This is a genomic window from Microbacterium sp. 01T413_2, assembly GCF_056398985.1.
This window is the reverse complement of sequence record NZ_JBFTQL010000001.1, coordinates 177023-197475: the sequence shown is the minus strand read 5'-3', so window position 1 is coordinate 197475 and position 20453 is coordinate 177023. Positions and strand designations below refer to the sequence as shown.

The following is a 20453-nucleotide window of genomic DNA, read 5'->3' as shown; positions in this document are numbered from 1 at the left end:
GGTTGCTTCTGAGGATGACCTCAGTCTAGCCGAGGCAGCTCCCCGCCATGGACACGACGAGGCTCCGCGGAACTCAGGACGCTTCGCTGAGCACGGCGTCGGTCACCGGATCGATCTGCTTGGCGCGGATCGGATGACCTGCGGTGGAGAGGCATCGGCCCGTTTTCAGATCCCACTTCCAGTCGTGCATGCTGCAGGTCAGCACGCCGTCCTCATCGATGGATCCGGTGCGGGTGAGGTCGGCGCGCAGATGCGGGCACCGGCGCTGGACGACCCAGTCGCCGATCTCGGCGTCCTCGGTCTGATCCGTCTGCTCCTGATACCAGTTCTCGACGTACTCGATCCGGTCGACCGACAGGCACTTGAGGAAGGTGGTGAGGAACTCGTTGAACTTGCCGCTGCGGCCCACGGAGAACTGCATCGACAGGAAGATCGAGTTGGACCAGTCGATCTCGTGGTCGGCGATGTTCGTCGAGACCAGGTCTGCGGGGATCGTGTACCAGTAGATGCACTCCTCCCCCGCGTACTCGCGCACCTTCGCCTTCGGGAAGTCCACGACCATGTCCAGCTCGCCGATGCGGAACCGGACGTTGCCGCCGACGCCGAGGCGGATCGTGCGGGACTTCTTCAGCAGCGGCTCCCACCACTCCTTGATCGCGGCGAGCATCTCGTCGGGCGCAAGGATCGGCGAGCGACGTGCCTCTTCGTCGCGGATCTCCTGCTGCCGGCTTGCGCGCTGCTCCTCGAGGTAGTCCCACTTCTCGTCGAAGATGTGGCGCAGCTCATCCTCGGTGTACAGGGTCTGCTCGACCGACGCCACCTCGCGGTCCTCCAGCGTCACCACCGTGCCGGGCACGAACAGGTGCCCGTCGTACTGCGGGGCGAGCTCGTTCATGTGCGCGAGGAACTGCTTCTGGTCCGTGAAGATCGACTCGCCGTTGCGGCCGATCCCGTTGAAGTCGAAGAGCTCGTCGCGCAGGAACATCGGCGGGCCTGCCATCGGGAACACGTGCGGCGCGTCGACCTTCTCGATGTAGTACATCGCGCGCTTGTTCTGCGCCTCCCGCTTGAGGCGGGCGAAGTTCTGCTTGGCGTCGAGGGGCAGGTCGTAGACCATCGGCCACCAGATCGCGCCGGAGACCTGTGTGAAGTACGCGTCGGGCGTGCCGAACTTCAGCAGCTTCTCGAGGTCGAGCGGGTGCGAGTCGTTCTGATTCAGGACGGATCCCGAGCCGTCGTCCACGCTGAGCGACGAGTCTCCGATCGGGCCGTCGCTCGGGGCCCGCAGCGGCGTGATCATGATCTTGAGCGCGCCCCGCTCGATGACCTCGCCGGCAGGCGCGTAGGTGATGTTGTCATACCCCAGAGCGCGGAGATCCTTCTCCAGGTCGTCGGTCGGGTACTCCGGCAGGAGCACCTCGATGTCCTTGCGGATGTAGCGCTCGAGCAGGCGCGGGTCGAAGTGGTCGCGATGCCGGTGCGATACGTACAGGAAGTCGGCCTCGCGTCCGAAGCACTCCCAGTCGAGGCCGCGGTTGTCGGGGAACGGGAACCAGGAACCGTAGAAGGACGGGCCGAGGACGGGGTCGCAGATGATGTTCCCGCCGACCGTCTCGATGAACATCCCGGCATGCCCGAGTCCCGTGATCCGCATGTTTCTCCTCCTGTGTGGACCTGTCGATCCTACCGGGGCGATTCACGGCGGCCCTGGAGACGGCCCGTGCATAACCCGGATCCGAGCGCTGGCGGCGTCGGGCCTCAGCCGAGCAGTTCCCGGATGTCATCCGCGGTCAGGGTCTGCGCGAACAGATCCTCGTCGTCCAGCACCGCCGAGAACAGGCGCGCCTTTCGCTGCTGCAGCGCGAGCACCTTCTCCTCGATCGTGCCTTCGGCGATCATCCGGTACACGAAGACGCGGTTCTGCTGACCGATCCGGTGGGCGCGGTCGGCGGCCTGGGCCTCGGCCGCCGGGTTCCACCAGGGATCGAGCAGGAACACGTAGTCGGCCTCGGTGAGCGTGAGGCCCGTGCCGCCCGCCTTGAGGCTGAGCAGGAAGGCGTCCTGATCCCCCTCGCGAAACTCCTGGACCACGCGGTCCCGGTCCCTGGTCGATCCGTCGAGGTAAGAGATCCGCAGGCCGGCACGACGCAGGCGTTCGGCGGCGAGCCCGAGGAATGACGTGAACTGGCTGAACACGAGCGCCCGGTGTCCTTCGGCACGCAGTTCGAGCAGTCGCTCGACGAGCTCCTCGAGCTTGCGGGACGCGATGCCGGCGTCGTCGGGCTCGATCAGGCCGGGCGCCAGGCTCAGCATGCGCAGCATCGTGAGCGAGCGGAATACGATGAAGCGCTGCCGGTCGAGGTCCTCCAGCAGCCCGAGGATCTTCTGCCGTTCGCGCTGCAGCACCGTGTCGTAGCGATGGCGGTGCGCGGGGGCGAGCTCGACGCGCAGCACCTGCTCCTGCCGCTCGGGGAGGTCCCGGGCGACCAGCTCCTTCGTGCGGCGGATGAGGAACGGGCGGATCCGCCGTCGCAGCAGGTCGATGCGGGATCGACGGTACGGGGCGCCCTCGGCGTTCTCGGGCACCTTGCCCTGCTCGATCGGCTGGATGAAGTCCTCCCGGAACTTCCGCGCCGACGCGAACAAGCCTGGCGACGTCAGGCTGAGCAGCGCCCACAGCTCCCCCAGGCCGTTCTCCAGCGGTGTGCCTGTGGCGGCGTACACCGCCCCGGCGTCGAGCGCGGCGACTGCCTGATGCTGCCGGGTGGCCGGGTTCTTCACGTTCTGCGCTTCGTCGAGCACGACGCCCGACCACGGCCGGCGGGCGAACTCCTCCGCGTCCAGGCGCAGCAGCGTGTACGAGGTGACCACGAGGTCCGCACCGTCGATGTGCGCGGCCAGCTCGACCCCGTGCGCGCCCCGGGTGCGATCCACGATCGCGACCCGCATCCCGGGCGCGAACCGCTCCGCCTCGCGCTGCCAGACCGCAAGCACCGACGTGGGCGCGACGACGAGCCACGGGGCGTCTCCTTCGGCGGCATCCTCGCGGGCGTGCGCGATGAGCGCGAGCAGTTGCAGCGTCTTGCCGAGGCCCATGTCGTCGGCGAGGATGCCGCCGAGGCGGTGCTGCCACAGGCGCGCGAGCCGCGTGAAACCCTCACGCTGGTACGGGCGCAGCTCCGCGGTGATGGCGGCGGGCAGGGGAACCGGATCCTGGCCCGGATCGGCTCTGAGGCCTTCGACGGCGGCGCGCCAGGCCTGTGCGGGCACGGTCTCGTCGGCAAGATCCTCGAAGTCCTCCCAGAGCGTCACGTGGGTGCGCGCGATTCGCGGACCCGTCTCCCACTCCGCGAGCTCCGCGGCCTCGTCCAGCAGCTCCTTGAGCCGGTCGAAGGCGGGATGCCGCAGCGAGAACCAGGTGTTGTCGACGAGCTTGAGCTTGCCCTGCCGCAGGGCGAGCGCGCGGAACAACGGCTCGAACGGGATCGAGCGCCCGTCGATCCGCACCAGGATGCCGAGCTCGAACCAGTCCGGATCGGTGCTCTCCACCGTGCTGACGGTGATCGACGGATCGCCGGTGAGCTCCGCGTACGTGCGCGGCGTGCCGGTGCGCTCGACGACGAAGGCGCGTTCTTCCAGAGCCGGCACGAGGTGCGAGACGAACTCGGCCGCATCGGCGTCGCGCAGCGTGCCCGCCAGCGTGGGCGGCAGGCCGGTGACCTCGGTCCAAGCCGCGAGCACGGACGGACGCAGCCGCGCTTCCACGGCGCCGTCGCGCACCCCGGTCTCGGCGGCCCGCTCGTCGAGGGGGAAGCGCGCGTACCCCGGGTAGTCCCAGTGCAGCCGGTACGCCACGACGTCGTCGGGGCGGAAGTCGACCACGAGCAGCGGGACCGGTTTCGGCGGCGCCGGCAGCGTGACCCCGTGTCCCGCGCGCACGGCAGCGCCGCGCAGGAGCGTCGGATACCCATCCCGGAAGAACGCCTTCTTGTCGACCGGGGCGACGGTCAGTCCGGCCGGGGCTGCGAGGAGCGCCCGCACACCGTCGGTCAGCGCCACCTGCCCGAGCACGAGGTCGATCCTCTTGCCGACGACGCGATGCGCGTACACACCGCCGGATCCCAGCGCCTGTGTGGTCGCGGCGGGGAATGCCTCACCCGTGGCGTCGACCGCGCCGGAGAGCAGGAGCCCGCCGTGGCCGTCCGCCGCGATGTCCACCACGATCCGCAGCTCGTCGGACCACTGCAGACGGGTGCTGCGCTCCGTGGCGACCATGCGGATCCCCGCGTCTGCGGCCGATTGCAGGTGCGGCCACAGCAGCGGCGATGCCACGGGATCCAGCAGCAGCCAGTCCCCCGCCGTGCCGGACAGCAGCGAGTCGCGCGAGATGCTCAGCAGATCGGCGAACCAGCGGGAATGCGCCGCGTCGTATCGCGTGCCAGGGCGGCGAACCGCGTCCCAGTCGGCGTCCGCCTGCACCCAGGCGGATCCGGCGTCGTTGCGCCTCAGCGGACGGACGGCGAGGAACAGCTCGCCCGGATCCTTGACCAGATCCCGTGCGGTGGCGGTGCGCAGCGGTCGTGCGGCCCAGTGCCGTGCGTCTGCACGATCACGTCGACGCAGTTCGACGCCGAGCGCCAGTGGCACCCCGCTCGCCCGCGCGGACGGCAGCAGTACGCGCCAGTCGTCGGCGTCAGCGGAGGTCATGATCATCCATCCTCCCCTGCGCCGCCGACATCCGAGACCGCGGAGACGGCGAAGCGCCCCACCCGGATTCGCGGGAGAGGCGCCTCGACGGAATGCGTGAGGTCAGGCAGTACGGGCGACCCGCGCCAGCACGCCGTGCACGAATGCGCCGGACTCGTCGGTGGAGAACTCCTTGGCGAGTTCCACGGCCTCATCGATCGCGACGGCCGTGGGGACCTCGTCGTTGCGCAGGATCTCCCACACGCCGATGCGCAGCAGCGCACGGTCCACGGCCGGCATCCGCTCGATCTTCCAGTCCCGGCTGTGCGTGGTGATCTGCTCGTCGATCTCGTCGCGGTGGTCGATGATCCCGTCGACGATCTCGCGCGCATAGAGCCACGATCCTTCGCGCGCGGGCTCGGCGGCGGCGCGCTTGGCCTCCGCGGCGAGGGTCACCGCGAGGTCGTCACCGCGCACGTCGGCGGAGAACAGGATGTCGAGGGCGCGCTTGCGCGCCTTGGTCCGGGCGCCCACGCGTCAGTCGTTGATGCGGCCGAGGTAGCCGCCGGTGCGCGTGTCGACCTTGACCTTGGTGCCGGTCTCCAGGAACAGCGGAACCTGGATCTCGTACCCGGTCTCGAGCGTGGCGGGCTTGGTGCCGGCCGAGGAGCGGTCGCCCTGCAGGCCGGGCTCGGTGTAGGTGACCTCGAGCACGACCGAGGCCGGCAGCTCGATGTAGAGGGGGTTGCCGTTGTTCAGCGCGATCTGCACCTGCTGGTTCTCCAGCATGAAGTTCTTCGCGTCACCGACCGTGGCGGCGGCCACGTTGATCTGGTCGTAGTCCTCCTGGTCCATGAAGACGTAGTTGTCGCCGTCCGTGTACAGGTAGGTGAAGTCGCGGCGGTCGACGTTCTCGATGTCGATCTTGGCGCCCGCGTTGTAGGTGCGATCCACGACCTTGCCGCTGACGACGTTCTTCAGCTTCGTGCGGACGAACGCGCCGCCCTTGCCGGGCTTGACGTGCTGGAACTCGATGACGTTCCAGAGCTGTCCGTCGATCGAGAGGACGACGCCGTTCTTGATGTCTGCGGTGGATGCCATGGGTCTGAGAAGTCCGTTCTGAAGTCTGCGCGGTCGATCGACCGACGTCCCATCTTACGCGATGCCCGCCGGACGGCCGGTGGGAGCGGCTCTCGCGTGGGGATCAGCCGTCGGCTTGGCCGGCGATCACGAGGATCAGACGGCGGGTCGCGGTCGCGTAGCCCTGCACGCCCTCCCCTACGACGTGCACGGCGGCGACGTCGGTCAGGTACGAGTGATGGCGGAACTCCTCGCGGGCGTACACGTCCGAGATGTGCACCTCGGCGAACGGCAGCGCGACCCCCGTCAGCGCATCGCGCAGCGCGACCGAGGTGTGCGTGTAGGCGCCGGCGTTGATCACGATGCCGGCGCAGTCCTCGCGGGCGTCGTGGATCGCGTCCAGGAGCGCGCCCTCGTGGTTGCTCTGCACGGCACGGATCTCGTACCCGTAGGCCGCCGCGGCCTCGGCGGTGAGACGCTCGACGTCGGCGAGCGTCGCGGATCCGTAGATCCCCGGCTCGCGGGTGCCCAGCAGGTTGAGGTTGGGCCCGTTGACGAGCAGGAGGCGGCGCGGCGTGGTCACGTGCTCACGGTATCAGCGAGGGGCGGGCACGACCGGGCGGGTCATCACGTACTCGCGTCCGTTCTCGAGCTCGGTGATCTGACCCGTGCGCGTGAAGCCGCAGCGCTCGTAGGCAGCCTGTGCGCGGTGATTGTCCACGTGCACCTCGAGGGTGAGCTCTGTCAGGCCGCCCTCAGCCGCCCACGCCGCACATTCGTCGAACAGCGCCTCGATCGCCCCGGAGCCGCGATGCCCGTCCGCCACGTACACGCCCACCACGAGCGCGGAGGGGGCCGCGTCCCGATCTCCGATCACCGTGGCCGATCCGAACCACTCGCCGTCGTCCGCGATCGTGACGAACTGGCCGTTGGGGCCGCCCTCGGCAGCCTGCTTCGCGCGGTGCTGCCAGAACTCGTCGGGCTGCTCAGACGCGTTCTCGAATGTGTCGAGGAATGCCAGCGCGGCGACGGGATCCTGCAGGGCTCGCAGACGAAGATCCCGCACCTCGCGCCATTCGTCGGTCTCGATGCGCCGGATCGAGAAAGTCACTCGCCGACCTCCTGGTAGGCCGCGAAGAGCAGGGACTCGTCGGGGGCCTGCAGCACAGTGGGCTTTGCGATGCCGTCCAGCACGATGAAGCGCAGCATCCCGCCGCGGCTCTTCTTGTCGCGCTGCATGGTGGACAGCAGCGTCGGCCACGCGCCGGCGCGGTACGACGTCGGCAGCCCCAGCGATTCGAGGATCGCGCGGTGCCGGTTGGCGTCGTCGTCCGAGAGCCGTCCGGCAAGCCGGGACAGCTCGGCCGCGAACAGCATGCCGACGGAGATCGCGGCGCCGTGCCGCCAGCGGTAGCGCTCGGCGTGCTCGATCGCGTGCCCGAGCGTGTGGCCGTAGTTGAGGATCTCGCGCTGCCCGGCCTCACGGAAGTCGTCGGAGACGACGCTCGCCTTCATGCCGATCGCGAGCTCGACGGCCCGCCGGAACTCCGTGGTGAGCGGATCGACGGCGCGAGCCGGATCCGCCTCGATGATGTCGAGGATCTCAGGCGACCAGATGAACCCGGCCTTGACGACCTCGGCGAAACCGGCGGTCGCCTCGTTCGGAGTCAGGCTGGACAGTTCGTCCAGGTCGCCGATCACCGCACGCGGGGCCCAGAAGGCGCCGACGAGGTTCTTGCCCTCGTTCGTGTTGATGCCGGTCTTGCCGCCCACGGCGGCGTCGACGAGCCCGAGCACGGTCGTCGGCACCTGCACGATCTGCACGCCGCGCAGCCAGGTCGCCGCGACGAAGCCGGCAAGGTCGGTGACCGCCCCGCCCCCGTAGCCGACGACTCCATCGGTGCGGGTGAAGTCGGCCTGGCCCATGATCTGCCACAGGAACTGCGCGACCTCGATGCGCTTGCCCTGCTCCGCATCGGGGATCTCGGCCAGCAGCACCTCGCGCGGGCCGTTCGCCGTGTCGGCGACGATCCGGTCGCGCAGCTGGGCGGCGCGATCGGCGAGCGTCGGCGGGTGCACGACGAGCACCTTGCGCACGCTCGGCGCCAGCGCCGCAGAGACGCGATCGAGGATCCCTCGTCCCACGGTGATGTCGTAGGGGGTGCTCCCCGTCACGCCGATCGTCGTGACGCCGTCGTTCTGCTCCGCGCTCATGCTCGTCCTCTCATCCATTCCACGACCTGCTCCGCCACCCGCGACATCGGCACCCGTGAGGTGTCGAAGTGCACGTCGGCGACCTCCTCGTACAGTGCGCGCCGCTCGGCGAAGATCCTCGTCCAGCGCTGCACAGGATCCTCCTCACCCTGCAGGAGCGGACGGGCATCGCCGGCGATCCTCGCCGCCACCGCCTCCAGTGACACGGTCAGCAGCACGACCGGCACGCCCTGCAGCAGCGCTCGGGTCTCGGGGGCGATCACCGCACCGCCGCCCAGGGAGATCACTCCCCCGCCTGCGATGGCCTCGGCGACGGCCTCTCGTTCCCAGGTGCGGAACTGCGTCTCACCGTGCTCCGCGAAGATCGCGGGGATCGGTCCGTGCTCGCGCGCGATGGCCTTGTCCGTGTCGACGAAGTGGAGCCCTGTGGCCTTCGCGACCCTGCGGCCGATGCTGGTCTTGCCGGACCCCATCGGCCCGATCAGGACGATCGCCGGCTCAGCCGAGTTCATCGTGCAGGATCAGCGCCGCCTCGGAGGCCGGCGTGGTGCGCAGCTCCTCCGGGATCGCGGCGAGGTACGCCTCGAGGTTGCGCCGGGTCTCGGCGACGTTGTCGCCGCCGAACTTCTCCAGCACGGAGTTCGCGAGCTCGATCGCGACCATGGCCTCGGCCACGACGCCTGCGGCGGGCACGGCGCACACGTCGGAACGCTGGTGATGCGCGGTGGCCTGCTCGCCCGACGCCACATCGACCGTGCGCAGCGCGTGCGGGATGGTGGCGATCGGCTTCATTCCGGCGCGCACGCGCAGCACGGTACCGGTGGACATGCCGCCCTCGGTTCCTCCGGCGCGGTCGGAGCCGCGGCTGATGCCGGCCCCGGTGGCGAACAGCTCGTCGTGCGCCGCGGAACCGCGCCGGCGCGTGGTCTCGAAGCCGTCGCCGACCTCGACGCCCTTGATCGCCTGGATTCCCATCAGCGCGTACGCGAGGCGCGCATCCAGACGACGGTCCCAGTGCACGTGAGAGCCCAGCCCCGGCGGCAGACCGTAGGCGAGCACCTCGACGATGCCGCCGAGGGTGTCGCCGTCCTTGCGGGCCGCGTCGACCTCCTCGACCATGCGCGCGGAGGTCGCGGAGTCGAAGCAGCGCAGCGGATCCGCGTCCAGCGTGTCGACGTCATCGGGAGTGGGGAGGTCGGATCCGTCCGGCACCTGGACGGGCCCGATGGACAGGGTGTGGCTGACCAGGCGGATCCCGAGCTCGCCGAGGAACGCGCGCGCCACGGCGCCGAGCGCGACCCGGGCTGCGGTCTCGCGAGCGCTCGCGCGCTCCAGGATCGGGCGGGCCTCGTCGAAGCCGTACTTCTGCATGCCGACGAGGTCGGCGTGGCCGGGGCGGGGGCGGGTCAGGGCCGCGCTGCGGCCCCGGGACTTCTCGGTGAGCTCGACGGGATCGGCGCTCATGACCTCGACCCACTTGGGCCACTCGGTGTTGCCGATCCGCATCGCGATCGGGCTGCCGAGTGAGAAGCCGTGGCGCACGCCGCCGGAGATCGAGAGCTCGTCCTGCTCGAACTTCATCCGTGAGCCGCGCCCGTAGCCGAGCTTGCGGCGCTGCAGGTCGGACTGGATCGCCTCACGAGACAGCGGGACGCCGGCAGGCAGGCCCTCCATGACGGCAATGAGTTCGGGGCCGTGCGATTCGCCGGCCGTGAGCACGCGGAGCATTCCCCTAGTCTCCCATGCGTTCAGAGCGCGACCGGCCGGATGACTTCCGTGTGCGCGTCAGCGCAGAGCCGCCCGCATGACGCCGAGCACGGCGGGCTCGTCCGGCAGCGCTGCATCCGGTGCGCCATTGAGGAAGATCCGGATCTGGGCGACCGCCTGGTGTAGCAGCATCTCCAGTCCGGTCAGCACCGGCGCATCGGTCCACGCCTGTGCGAGCGCGGTCGGCCACGGCGCGTACGCGGCGGAGAACAGCGCGCCGCCCTCTCGCGCGAGCACCGTCATCACGTCATCCGGCAGCGCCGCGCTGCCGGGCAGAGTCGAGACGGTCAGATCCACCGACGGCGGCGGCGAGCCGGATCCGAGCTCATTCGTGGTCGCTTTCAGGCCGATGCGCTGGGCGAAACCGGCGAGCTCCTCGGCCTGCTCCGGTCGCCGCGTCCGCAGCTCGACCTCATCGACGCCCAGGCGCAACAGTGACACCAGAGCCGACCGGGCCGTCGCTCCCCCGCCGAGCACGCGCGCGGTGCGCACCTGCGCGAGACCTGCCGTCAGGAGCGCGGAGGTGAGCCCGCCGACGTCGGTGTTGAAGCCGTGGATCTCCTCGCCCAGCAGCAGCGTGTTCACGGCGCCGGTGAGGCGGGCGTCGTCGTCGAGGGCGTGGGCGCGTGCATGGGCCCGCTCCTTCAGCGGCATCGTCAGTGAGAGTCCGCGCCAGGTCGCGTCGAGGGAGTCCAGGGCCTCGTCGAAGCCCGCCTCATCCACTTGGCGACGGCCGTACTCCCAATCCAGTCCGAGCAACCGGTAGGCGGCGTTGTGCAGATCGGGAGAGCGGCTGTGGTCGATCGGATCCCCCCAGACGGCCAGCCGTGACGGAGAGGTCACGTCAGCATCCGGAATCGGGGTTGGCCTTGCACCAGTCCTGCCACTGCTTGACCGCGGCCTCGTGCTCGGCGTAGGTCGTCGAGAACACCGTCTCGCCCGTGTCCAGGTTGACCGTGACGAAGTACAGCCAGGGTCCGTCCGCGGGGTGCATGGCGGCGTCGATCGCCTTGTCGCCCGGATTGGCGATGGGGGTCTTCGGCAGCCCGTCGATCACATACGTGTTCCACGGGTTGTCATCGGTCTGCGCCTCGTCGGAGGTGCTGGCCGAACCGCTGTGCAGTTCGCCGTAGCCGTACTGCGCGGTGGAGTCCATCTGCAGCTTCATGCCCTGATCCAGGCGGTTCTGGATCACCCGCGAGACCTTGTAGAAGTCCGCCTCGGCACGAGCCTCGCGCTGGATGATCGACGCGATCGTGAGCACGCGCTGCTCGTCGCTCGCGGGGACGGCCGCGGAGGCGAGCGAGTCCCTGGTGCGCTTCACCATCGTGGCGACGATGTCCTTCGCGGTTGCTCCGGGGCCGAACTCGTAGAGAGCGGGGAAGAGCCAGCCCTCCAGCGACGGGGCGTTCACCCCGTAGTCAGCCGGACTCTGCACGGCCGCCTGGAGATCTGCCAGCGGCACATCCACGCTCTTCGAGATCCGTTCCACGGTCTCGGCGACGGTGTATCCCTCGGGGATCACCGCGGAGTTCTGCATCTTGTTCTTCGGGTCGTTGAGCGCCTTGAGCGCGGCGGCGGCGGTCATCTTCTGCTGCAGCTTGTAGACGCCCGGATAGAACGTGTTGACGATGTTCTCCTTCACCATCATGGTGTAGAACACGTCGGAGGTCTTCGTGACGCCGGCCCGGTAGAGCGCCTCGGACACCTGGTGCCCGCCGTCGCCCTTGTTGATGGTGACGAGCGCATTGCCGGTGGCCTGACCCGCTTCATAGTCCTTCGACGGGCCCCAGCCCATGACCTCGCTGATCTTGTCGCCGTAGGCGTTCCAGACCCAGAGCCCACCGCCTGCGGCGCCGGCGACCAGCACGAACACCACGAGCAGGGCCACCAAACAGCCGCGCCGCTTCTTCCGCTTCGGCGCGACGGGCGGCTCGGCCTCATGGCGGAACAGCGCCTCGAGCGTCGAATGGGTCTCGTCGTGCCGTTCCGCGGGGGTCCCGGTGCCCTCGTCGGAGGCTGCCGGCGTGGACGGGGAGGACGCGGCCGCGCGGGCCGCACGACGGGAACCGGGAACCGCAGGCTGTTCGGCCGGGCGCGGGGTCTGCACCTGCGGATCCGGCAGTGCGCCGAACAGGTCGTGCGAGACGGGGTCGTTCTCCGGCGTGGCGGCCGATGGCGATCGGTCGGACATGTCAGGGGTTCTCCTCGTCGAGGATCAGCGGGGAACCGGCTGGGTTGCCGGTGTTCTTCTCGATGTCGATCGCGTGCTGCAGCAGCACGACGGCGGCGGCCTGGTCGACCACGCCGCGCGAGTTGCGCTGCGTGCGTCCCGAGGCGCGCAGCGCCTGGTGCGCAGTGACCGTGCTCAGGCGCTCGTCGATCAGCCGGACGGCGATCCCGCTGGCACGGCCGAGGGACTCGGCGAACTCGCGGGCGTCGGCGGTCGAGGCGGTGTCCTCACCGCGGAGGTTGATCGGCAGGCCCACGACGAACTCGAGCGGTTCGTATTCGGCGGCGAGTTCCGCGATCCGGCCAACCGCCCCGTCGCCGCGGGGCACGGTCTCCACGGGCACGGCGAGCATGCCGTCAGGATCGCACCGGGCCACTCCGATCCTGGCGCGGCCCACATCGATGCCGAGCCGTACGCCCCGTCGGAACCCGGTCACGCGCGACGCAGCTCCTGCTCGATCGCGGAGAACGCCGCCGGCAGTGCCGCCGCATCGGATCCGCCGCCCTGTGCGACGTCGTCGCGGCCGCCGCCTCCGCCGCCGAGCACGCCGGCCGCGATCTTCGCGAGGGCACCGGCCTTCGCGCCCTGGGCGCGGGCGGCGTCGTTGGCCGCGATGACCACCATGGGCCGGCCGTTCGCCACGCCCGAGATCGCCACGACCGCGGCTGCGGATCCGAACGTGTCTCGCACGCCGGTGGCGATCTCGCGCACCTCGTCCGCGCCGCCGACCTCGCCGAGATCGTGCGCGACGAACTGCAGCGAGCCGAGGGATGTGGCGGTCTGCGCGATCGCCGGGACCCGGCCGGCACGTTCTGCGGCCTCGAACTGCGCGATCCGCTTCTCCGCCGCCTTCAGCTGCGCGGCCAGATCCGTCACGCGCTCGGTGAGCTGGTCGCGCGGCGTCTTCAGCGCAGAGGTGAGCTGTGACACGAGGGCGCGCTCGGCGGCGAACTCGCGGAACGCGTCCGCGCCGACGAGAGCCTCCACACGGCGGTTCGATGCGCCGACCGACGACTCGCCGACGAGATTGATGAGTCCGATCTCAGCGCTCGAGGACACGTGCGTGCCGGCGCACAGCTCCCGCGACCAGGGGCCGCCGATATCCACCATGCGCACGGTCGAGCCGTACTTCTCGCCGAACAGGGCCATCGCGCCGGCGGCCTTGGCGTCGTCCAGGGACATGATCCGCGTGGTGACCTCGAGCCCGTCCTGCACGGCGCGGTTCGCGATCTCCTCGATCTCGGTCTTGGTGTCTGCGGAGAGCGCCTGTCCCCAGGAGAAGTCGAACCGCAGGTAGCCGGCGCGGTTCAGGGATCCGGCCTGAGTGGCGGTCTTGCCGAGGGTGTCGCGCAGGGCCGCATGCACGAGGTGCGTGGCGGAGTGCGCCTGACGGGCGGCTCGGCGGTTGGCGGCATCCACGCTCGTCGTCGCGGGCGCATCGACGGACACCACGCCCGTGGTCACCTCGACGGTGTGGCTGATCAGCCCCGGAACGGGACGCTGGACGTCCAGCACCTCGAGTGCGTAGCCGGGCCCGGTGATGACGCCCTTGTCGGCGACCTGGCCGCCCGACTCGGCGTACAGCGTGGTCTCGGCGAGGACGACCTCGGCCACTTGGCCCTCTGCGGCGCTGCGCACGGGCTGGCCGTCGACGAGGATGCCGAGCACGCTCGAGCTGGTCTCGAGCTCGTCATAGCCGAGGAACGCGGTCTCACCCTTCGCGCGCAGGTCGCCGTAGACGGACACGTCGGCGATCTGCCGCTTGCGATTGCGTGCGTCGGCCTTGGCGCGGGAGCGCTGCTCCTGCATGAGCGAGTCGAACGCGGCGCGGTCGACGTTCAGGCCCGCTTCCTCGGCGATCTCGAGAGTGAGGTCGATCGGGAAGCCGTAGGTGTCGTGCAGCAGGAACGCCTCGGAGCCCTTCAGCGTCTCGGATCCGGCCTTCTTCGTGTCGGCGAGGGCGAGGTCGAGGATCGTGGATCCGGCGTCCAGCGTGCGGCGGAACGTCTCCTCCTCCGCGTCCGCGGCGGCCGAGAGCTGCGCCCAGTCCTGCTCGAGGATCGGGTAGGCGCTCTTCATGGCGTCCTTGGACACCGCGAACAGCTCGGGGAACACCGGCTCGTCGACGCCGAGCAGACGCATGGAGCGGACCGTGCGGCGCATGAGCCGGCGGAGGATGTAGCCGCGGCCCTCGTTCGACGGTCGCACGCCGTCGGAGAGCAGCATGAGCGCGGAGCGCACGTGGTCGGCGACGACGCGGAAGCGGACGTCGTCGGCGTGATCGGCGCCGTAGCGGCGGCCGGAGAGCTCGACGGCGCGGTCCAGCACGGGGCGCACCTGGTCGGTCTCGTACATGTTCTCGACGCCCTGCTTGAGGAAGGCGACGCGCTCGAGCCCCATGCCGGTGTCGATGTTCTTCATGGGCAGCTCGCCCACGATGTCGAACTCGGTCTTGCCGCGGATGTTCTCGATGAAGTCCTGCATGAACACGAGGTTCCAGATCTCCAGGAACCGGTTGTCGTCTGCGGCCGGTCCCCCGTCCTGGCCGTACGCCGGTCCGCGGTCGAAGAAGATCTCGCTGTCGGGGCCGCCGGGGCCGGGCTGACCCGTGTTCCAGTAGTTGTCCGCACGGCCGAGGCGCTGGATGCGCTCCGGCTTCAGGCCGATGACGTCGCGCCAGATCGCCTCGGCCTCGTCGTCCGTCTCGAAGACCGTGACCCAGAGGTCCTTCTCATCGAAGCCCAGGCCGCCGTCGCTCTCGGAGCCGGTCAGCAGCTCCCAGGCGTACCGGATCGCGCCTTCCTTGAAGTAGTCGCCGAACGACCAGTTGCCGAGCATCTGGAAGAAGGTGCCGTGCCGGGCCGTGCGGCCGACCTCTTCGATGTCGTTGGTGCGGATGCACTTCTGCAGGTCGGCGATGCGCGGGTGCGGTGCGGGGACCACGCCGGTGAGGTAGGGGATCATCGGCACCATGCCGGCCACGGTGAACAGCAGCGAGGGGTCGTCGCTGACCAGTGACGCCGAGGGGACGATCAGGTGATCGTTCTTCTCGAAGTAGCTCAGGTAGCGCTGCGCGATCTCCGCGGTCTTCATGCTCGTCGAGGGGTCCTTGCTGTCAGGGCGCGCCGGAGCGCAGGTTTCGGGAGAGGGAGCGATCCGCGTCAGTCCGCGGCGCCGTCCTGAGTGAGGCGCGCCTCCTCGGCGTGGAAAGCGCCGGCGAGGATCCCGGTGAACTCGTTGATCCGGTCGTCGACGGCCGCCAGCACGTCGTGTCCTCGCGGATCCTTGTTCATGAAGTGCGCGGCGACGAAGCCGCCGATCACGCCGATGAGGAACCACAGCAGGGTCTTCATGTCACCACCTCCGGTTCGGGCCCGCTCGTCACAACGCTCTCCATCGTATGCGCAAACGCGAAGGAGGCGCCGGGGATACCCCCGACGCCTCCTCGGCGTGTTCGCAGAGTTCGCTGAACTCCGAGAGCAGAGTCGCTGCGGATCAGCGAGCCGCGTAGTACTCGACGACCAGCTGCACGTCACAGGTCACGGGGACCTCGGCGCGCTTGGGACGACGGACCAGACGGGCCTCCAGCTTGTCGAGCTCGACCTCGAGGTAGCCCGGAACCGGGGGCAGGACGTCGGCGTGACCGCCGGCGGCCGCCACCTGGAAGGGCTCGAGGCCCTCGCTCTTGGGCTTGACGTGGATGAGCTGACCCGGCTTCACGCGGAAGGACGGGCGGTCGACGAGCTGGCCGTCGACGAGGATGTGACGGTGCACGACGAGCTGACGCGCCTGCGCGGTGGTGCGCGCGAAACCGGCGCGGACCACGAGTGCGTCCAGACGCATCTCGAGCTGCTCGACGAGGTTCTCACCCGTCAGGCCGTCCTTGCGACGGGCCTCGTTGAACTGGATGACCAGCTGCTTCTCGCGGATGCCGTACTGCTCGCGGAGACGCTGCTTCTCGCGCAGACGGACGGCGTAGTCGCTGTCCTGCTTGCGCTTGGTGCGGCCGTGCTCACCGGGAGCGTAGGGACGCTTCTCGAGGTACTTGGCCGCCTTCGGGGTGAGGGCGATGCCGAGTGCACGGGACAGGCGGACCTTGCGGCGGTCCTGGGACTTCGTGACCACGAAGTGTTCCTTTCGATACGCGGCCGTGTCGATCACGGCTCGCGGACGTATCGTCTCGATTCCGCCCCTCACGAGCGCACGCCGGGGCGGACGAGAGGGTGGTGCAGGAGTGGAGAGATGCCCGAAAACACGGTTTCGAGCCGATCCATGCTATCAGATCAGGCCTGAGCGCCTGTCGCAGTGGCTCTGAGTGCGACGACTTGTGCCACGCCCCGCCTACGCCTCCCCCAGGATCCTCCGGATGCGCTCGAGCCGCGCCTGCACCTCGCGCTCTCCGCCGAGCGCCTTGGGCTGATAGTAGCGGCGCCCCCGCAGCTCGTCAGGGAGATACTGCTGCGGCACGATGCCGGCGTCGCTGTCATGCGGATAGCGGTAGCCCTTGCCGTGTCCAAGGCGCTTGGCGCCCGGATAGTGCGCGTCGCGCAGATGCACGGGTACTCGCCCGAACCCACCCGCACGGATATCCGCGATCGCCGCGTCGATCGCCAGGTAGGCAGCGTTCGACTTCGCCGTGGTCGCGAGATAGACCGTCGCCTCGGCGAGCGGGATCCGCCCCTCCGGCATGCCGATGAAGGCGACGGCGTCTGCGGCTGCGACGGCGATCACGAGCGCCTGCGGATCGGCCAGGCCGATATCCTCGGACGCCGAGATCACCAGCCGGCGCGCGATGAAGCGCGGGTCCTCGCCCGCTTCGATCATCCGGGCGAGATAGTGCACCGCGGCATCGACGTCCGAACCCCGGATCGACTTGATGAACGCGCTGATGACGTCGTAGTGCTCATCGCCCTGCCGGTCGTAGCGCAGCAGCGCACGATCCACCGCCTGCGCCACATCGTCGTCGGTGACGGTCGGCGTCTCGTCCTCGGTGAGGCGATCCGGCGAGGCCGCGACGGCGGCCGCGGCCTCGAGCGCGGTGAGCGCCCTCCGTGCGTCGCCCGAAGCGAGTCGGATCAGGGCGGCCCGTGCGGCGTCGTCCAGCACCGCGCGCCCGCTCAACCCGCGCGGATCGGACACGGCCCGGTCGATCAGAAGGCCGATGTCCTCGTCGGTGAGAGGCTGCAACGTGAGCAGCAGCGAGCGGGACAGCAGCGGGGAGATGACCGAGAACGACGGATTCTCCGTGGTCGCCGCGATGAGGATGACCCAGCCGTTCTCCACACCCGGCAGCAGAGCGTCCTGCTGCGCCTTCGTGAAGCGGTGGATCTCGTCGAGGAACAGGATGGTCGACTGGCCGTAGAGGTCGCGCTGGTTGAGCGCCTCCTGCATGACCTCGCGCACGTCTTTCACCCCCGCCGTGATGGCCGACAGTTCCACGAAGCGACGCCCTGACGAGCGCGCGATGGCCTGCGCGAGGGTGGTCTTGCCCGTGCCCGGCGGGCCCCACAGGATCATCGAGACGCTCGACGCGGTCTTCGCCGCCGGATCCGCGAGCGCCACGATCGGGGAACCCGGCCGCAGCAGGTGCTGCTGCCCGGCGACCTCGTCGAGCGAGATCGGACGCATCCGCACGGCGAGCGGCGTCTGGCCGCTCATCAGCGGTGCTGCAGGAGTCATGCGGTCAAGGCTAACGTCGTGCACCGACACGGGGACGCGCGGCACCCCTGCGAAGTCTCGCGTCGCACGGCGCGCCGAGGCGCACGCGATATAAGCTCGGTCCTCGACATCCAGGGAGGATCCATGGCCGCTCGCCGCCCGACGAACGCCCGCGATCAGCGCGCTCGCACGCAGCAGGAGCGCGCGCGCCTGCACGCCGCACGCCAGGGCCTGCACGCCGCGAGCGTCCGGCGCAGAGTGCGTGACAACACCGTCGCCGTGGTCGTGGGAGCCGTCATCGTGATCGGCGCGATCGTGAGCCAGGTCGTGCATGCGGAGGCGACCGCGCCCGCCCCGTCCCCCTCTCCGACGGTCAGCCCGACGACGGCTCCGAGCTCCGTTCCCGCGCCTGCCCCGACGGCGACGGAGACCCCGGCCGGCTGAGCGGCAGCCCTCTCGCGCCCCGCCCCGGCGTACTAGGCTGGCCCTGTCCTTTCCGCCTCCCGCGGCATGCCGCGCAAGGAGTTCACCGTGTCCACCGAAGAGCACACCCCCGAAAACCCGACGGCCGCCGAGCAGACCTCGCAGCCCGACGCCGAGAACGCCACGACGCCCGTCGCCGACGCAGCCGAGGCCCCGACCGCGGAATCGCCCGAGGTCGCCGCGGCACCCGTCGAGAGCGCCGACGCCGAAACTGCTGCACCGGTCGAGGACGCCAGGCCTGTCGAGGAGTCCGCGCCTGCCGAGCAGACCGGTGAGGCAGCTTCCGCTCCGGCCCCTGCCGTCGAAGCGCGCCCCTCGGTCCCGGCTCCGCGTCCGCCGGCGATGCCCCGGCCTCCGGCCATGCCCCGGCCCCCCGCCTCGGCGATCCGCCCCGCCGTGCCGGTGGCGCCCGTCGTCCCGGCACCGGTGAGCACCAGCGACGCGGCCGAATGGGGTCGCGTCACCGAGGACGGGACGGTGTCCGTTCGCGAAGGCGACGAGTGGCGCGAGGTCGGGCAGTACCCCGACGGCACCCCGGCCGAGGCGCTCGCCTACTTCGTGCGCAAGTTCGAGGATCTCGCCTTCAAGGTGAACACCCTGGAGCAGCGGGTGCAGGCCGGCGGATCCGGCGCCACAGATCTCGCCAAGCAGGCGCAGCACCTCGTCACCGAGGTCACCGACGCGGCTGCGGTCGGCGACCTCGCGAACCTCCGTGCCCGCCTCGACGCGCTGACCGGATCCCTCGCCGACGCCTCTGCGGCAGAGGCGGCCGAGACCAAGGCCGCCGTCGACGCGGCCATCGCCGAGCGCACCGCTCTCGTGGAGCGTTCCGAGGCGATCGCCGCGCAGGACCTCTCCTCCGTCCAGTGGAAGAAGGTCACCGAGGAGATGGGCGCGCTGTTCGACGCGTGGCAGAGCCACCAGCAGAACGGCCCGCGCCTCCCGAAGGGTGCGGCGAATCAGCTCTGGAAGCGATTCCGCGATGCTCGCGCGACGGTTGACCGTCAGCGCCGTGCCTTCTACGCCGAGCTCGACGAGACCCACAAGACCGCGCGCGACCGCAAGTCGCGCCTGGTCGAGCGCGCCGAGGCCCTGGCGCCCAAGGGCGTGGACGGGATTCCCGCCTACCGCAGTCTTCTCGACGAGTGGAAGGCCGCCGGTCGTGCGGGGCGCAAGGCCGACGACGCGCTGTGGGCCCGGTTCAAGGCCGCCGGTGACGCGCTCTACTCAGCGCGCGCCGAGCAGGCGGCAGCGACCGAGGCGGAGTCCGCTCCCCGTATCGAGGCGCGCACCGCGCTGCTCGAAGAGGCCAAGGCCGTCGCTGACGAGCCGAACCTCGCCAAGGCGCGAGCCATGCTGACCCGCATCCAGCGCCAGTGGGATGAGGTCGGACGGATCTTCCCGCGCGAGAAGGAGCGTGCCCTGGACGATCGCCTCCGCGTCATCGAGCAGGAGTTGAAGTCGCGTGAGGACGTCGATTGGAAGCGCAACAACCCCGAGACGAAGGCCCGCGCCGGCGCGATGAGCGATCAGCTCCAGCAGGCCATCGCCAAGCTCGAGGCCGAGCGCGACGCCGCGGAGCAGTCCGGCAACGCCAAGGCGCTCAAGGAGGCGACCGAGGCTCTCGAGGCCCGACGCGCCTGGCTGAACGCTCTCGGGGGCTGAACGACGACACGCACCCCGCATTCGCGGGAGTTGTCCACAGGGCGGGGTTCTCCGGATCCCCGCCCTGTGTCGTGTACCGCACACTGGAGGCATGCGCGGCGCGTTCCTGCACCTCCCCGGAGATCGGCTCTCCCTGCCCGAACTCGCGGCAGCGCGCCTGGATGGGGATGTGGTCGAGCTCGGCGAGGCATACGCTCCGGCGGACCTCGTCGAGACGGCCGCTCTCCGGGCCGCTTCACTGGCCTCCCTCGTCGCGGGGCTGCACGGTGCCGCGTTCGCCGGCATGACCGCAGCGTGGATCCATGGCGCCGGGGATTCCCCACCGGATCCGCACGAGTTGCAGAGCGCGACCGGCCGCCGGCTGCGCGCCCCCACGACGCGACGGATCATCGTGCATGATCCGGTGCTGGACCCTTCGGACGTGCAGCACCTCGGCGGCCACGCGGTGACGACCCCGGAGCGCACACTCATCGACCTGCTGCGCTGGCCCGTGACGGTGCCGGAGCGGCATGACTGGGCCCGACTGCTGGTTCTCGCGGATCCGTCGCTCGTCGCCCGCACCGCTGTCCGCCTGGCACGGCTGCACCACGGCCCCGGCTATCACCGCGTCGCACGGTTCCTCTCCGCTTACGGAGCAGAACCGCCGTCCTGCTGAGCGAGACGACCG

At 70.0% G+C, this 20453-nt stretch carries 19 protein-coding genes; 3 read left to right on the top strand and 16 right to left on the bottom strand.

Annotated features, from left to right (window positions below; all coding sequences use genetic code 11):
- Nucleotides 1–73 precede the first annotated feature (73 nt).
- From AC1DMN_RS00960 to AC1DMN_RS00885, 16 genes are all read right to left on the bottom strand, one after another.
- Complete coding sequence (locus tag AC1DMN_RS00960; RefSeq protein ID WP_477229082.1) at nt 74–1654, bottom strand: Rieske 2Fe-2S domain-containing protein; 1581 nt, start codon at nt 1652–1654, stop codon at nt 74–76.
- A 104-nt stretch (nt 1655–1758) separates the two neighbouring features.
- The gene (locus AC1DMN_RS00955) at nt 1759–4707 is read right to left on the bottom strand and encodes a DEAD/DEAH box helicase (RefSeq protein ID WP_477229081.1); all 2949 of its coding nucleotides are present in this window, start codon (nt 4705–4707) and stop codon (nt 1759–1761) included.
- Between the two features lie 102 nt (nt 4708–4809).
- The gene (nusB, locus tag AC1DMN_RS00950) at nt 4810–5220 is read right to left on the bottom strand and encodes a transcription antitermination factor NusB (protein ID WP_477229080.1); all 411 of its coding nucleotides are present in this window, start codon (nt 5218–5220) and stop codon (nt 4810–4812) included.
- 3 nt (nt 5221–5223) lie between these two features.
- Complete coding sequence (gene efp / locus AC1DMN_RS00945; protein ID WP_045273064.1) at nt 5224–5787, bottom strand: elongation factor P; 564 nt, start codon at nt 5785–5787, stop codon at nt 5224–5226.
- Between the two features lie 103 nt (nt 5788–5890).
- On the bottom strand, nt 5891–6349 hold the full coding sequence (aroQ, locus tag AC1DMN_RS00940; protein ID WP_440731785.1) for a type II 3-dehydroquinate dehydratase: 459 nt from the start codon (nt 6347–6349) through the stop codon (nt 5891–5893).
- A 12-nt stretch (nt 6350–6361) separates the two neighbouring features.
- A complete protein-coding gene (locus AC1DMN_RS00935; protein WP_477229079.1) occupies nt 6362–6877 on the bottom strand; it encodes a GNAT family N-acetyltransferase in 516 nt (171 codons plus the stop codon).
- Nucleotides 6874–7980: a 3-dehydroquinate synthase gene (gene aroB / locus AC1DMN_RS00930; protein ID WP_477229078.1), complete on the bottom strand. Its 1107-nt coding sequence runs from the start codon at nt 7978–7980 to the stop codon at nt 6874–6876. The genes AC1DMN_RS00935 and aroB overlap by 4 nt, the downstream gene beginning before the upstream one ends.
- Nucleotides 7977–8492, bottom strand: coding sequence for a shikimate kinase (locus AC1DMN_RS00925; RefSeq protein WP_477229077.1), 516 nt, complete (start codon nt 8490–8492; stop codon nt 7977–7979). The genes aroB and AC1DMN_RS00925 overlap by 4 nt, the downstream gene beginning before the upstream one ends.
- The gene (gene aroC, locus AC1DMN_RS00920; RefSeq protein WP_440731789.1) at nt 8479–9708 is read right to left on the bottom strand and encodes a chorismate synthase; all 1230 of its coding nucleotides are present in this window, start codon (nt 9706–9708) and stop codon (nt 8479–8481) included. The genes AC1DMN_RS00925 and aroC overlap by 14 nt, the downstream gene beginning before the upstream one ends.
- Nucleotides 9709–9765: 57 nt before the next feature.
- On the bottom strand, nt 9766–10590 hold the full coding sequence (locus tag AC1DMN_RS00915; RefSeq protein WP_477229076.1) for a shikimate dehydrogenase family protein: 825 nt from the start codon (nt 10588–10590) through the stop codon (nt 9766–9768).
- Nucleotide 10591: 1 nt separating this feature from the next.
- Nucleotides 10592–11941, bottom strand: coding sequence for an endolytic transglycosylase MltG (gene mltG, locus AC1DMN_RS00910; protein WP_440731791.1), 1350 nt, complete (start codon nt 11939–11941; stop codon nt 10592–10594).
- Nucleotide 11942: 1 nt separating this feature from the next.
- Nucleotides 11943–12416 (bottom strand): Holliday junction resolvase RuvX, encoded by a 474-nt coding sequence (gene ruvX / locus AC1DMN_RS00905; protein ID WP_440731792.1) that lies wholly within the window; start codon nt 12414–12416, stop codon nt 11943–11945.
- Nucleotides 12413–15073, bottom strand: coding sequence for an alanine--tRNA ligase (gene alaS, locus AC1DMN_RS00900; RefSeq protein ID WP_441975938.1), 2661 nt, complete (start codon nt 15071–15073; stop codon nt 12413–12415). Before alaS ends, ruvX begins: the two co-directional genes overlap by 4 nt.
- Nucleotides 15074–15141: 68 nt before the next feature.
- Nucleotides 15142–15333, bottom strand: coding sequence for a hypothetical protein (locus AC1DMN_RS00895; protein ID WP_440731794.1), 192 nt, complete (start codon nt 15331–15333; stop codon nt 15142–15144).
- A gap of 142 nt (nt 15334–15475) precedes the next feature.
- A complete protein-coding gene (rpsD, locus tag AC1DMN_RS00890; RefSeq protein WP_440731795.1) occupies nt 15476–16105 on the bottom strand; it encodes a 30S ribosomal protein S4 in 630 nt (209 codons plus the stop codon).
- Between the two features lie 216 nt (nt 16106–16321).
- On the bottom strand, nt 16322–17659 hold the full coding sequence (locus AC1DMN_RS00885) for a replication-associated recombination protein A (protein WP_477229075.1): 1338 nt from the start codon (nt 17657–17659) through the stop codon (nt 16322–16324).
- A gap of 123 nt (nt 17660–17782) precedes the next feature.
- Between AC1DMN_RS00885 and AC1DMN_RS00880 the strand changes: the two genes are divergently transcribed.
- The 3 genes from AC1DMN_RS00880 (at nt 17783) to AC1DMN_RS00870 (ending at nt 20441) form a co-directional block, all read left to right on the top strand.
- Nucleotides 17783–18082: a hypothetical protein gene (locus AC1DMN_RS00880; protein ID WP_477229074.1), complete on the top strand. Its 300-nt coding sequence runs from the start codon at nt 17783–17785 to the stop codon at nt 18080–18082.
- Nucleotides 18083–18169: 87 nt separating this feature from the next.
- Nucleotides 18170–19786, top strand: coding sequence for a DUF349 domain-containing protein (locus AC1DMN_RS00875; RefSeq protein ID WP_477229073.1), 1617 nt, complete (start codon nt 18170–18172; stop codon nt 19784–19786).
- Between the two features lie 91 nt (nt 19787–19877).
- A complete protein-coding gene (locus AC1DMN_RS00870; protein ID WP_477229072.1) occupies nt 19878–20441 on the top strand; it encodes a type IV toxin-antitoxin system AbiEi family antitoxin in 564 nt (187 codons plus the stop codon).
- Nucleotides 20442–20453 lie beyond the last annotated feature (12 nt).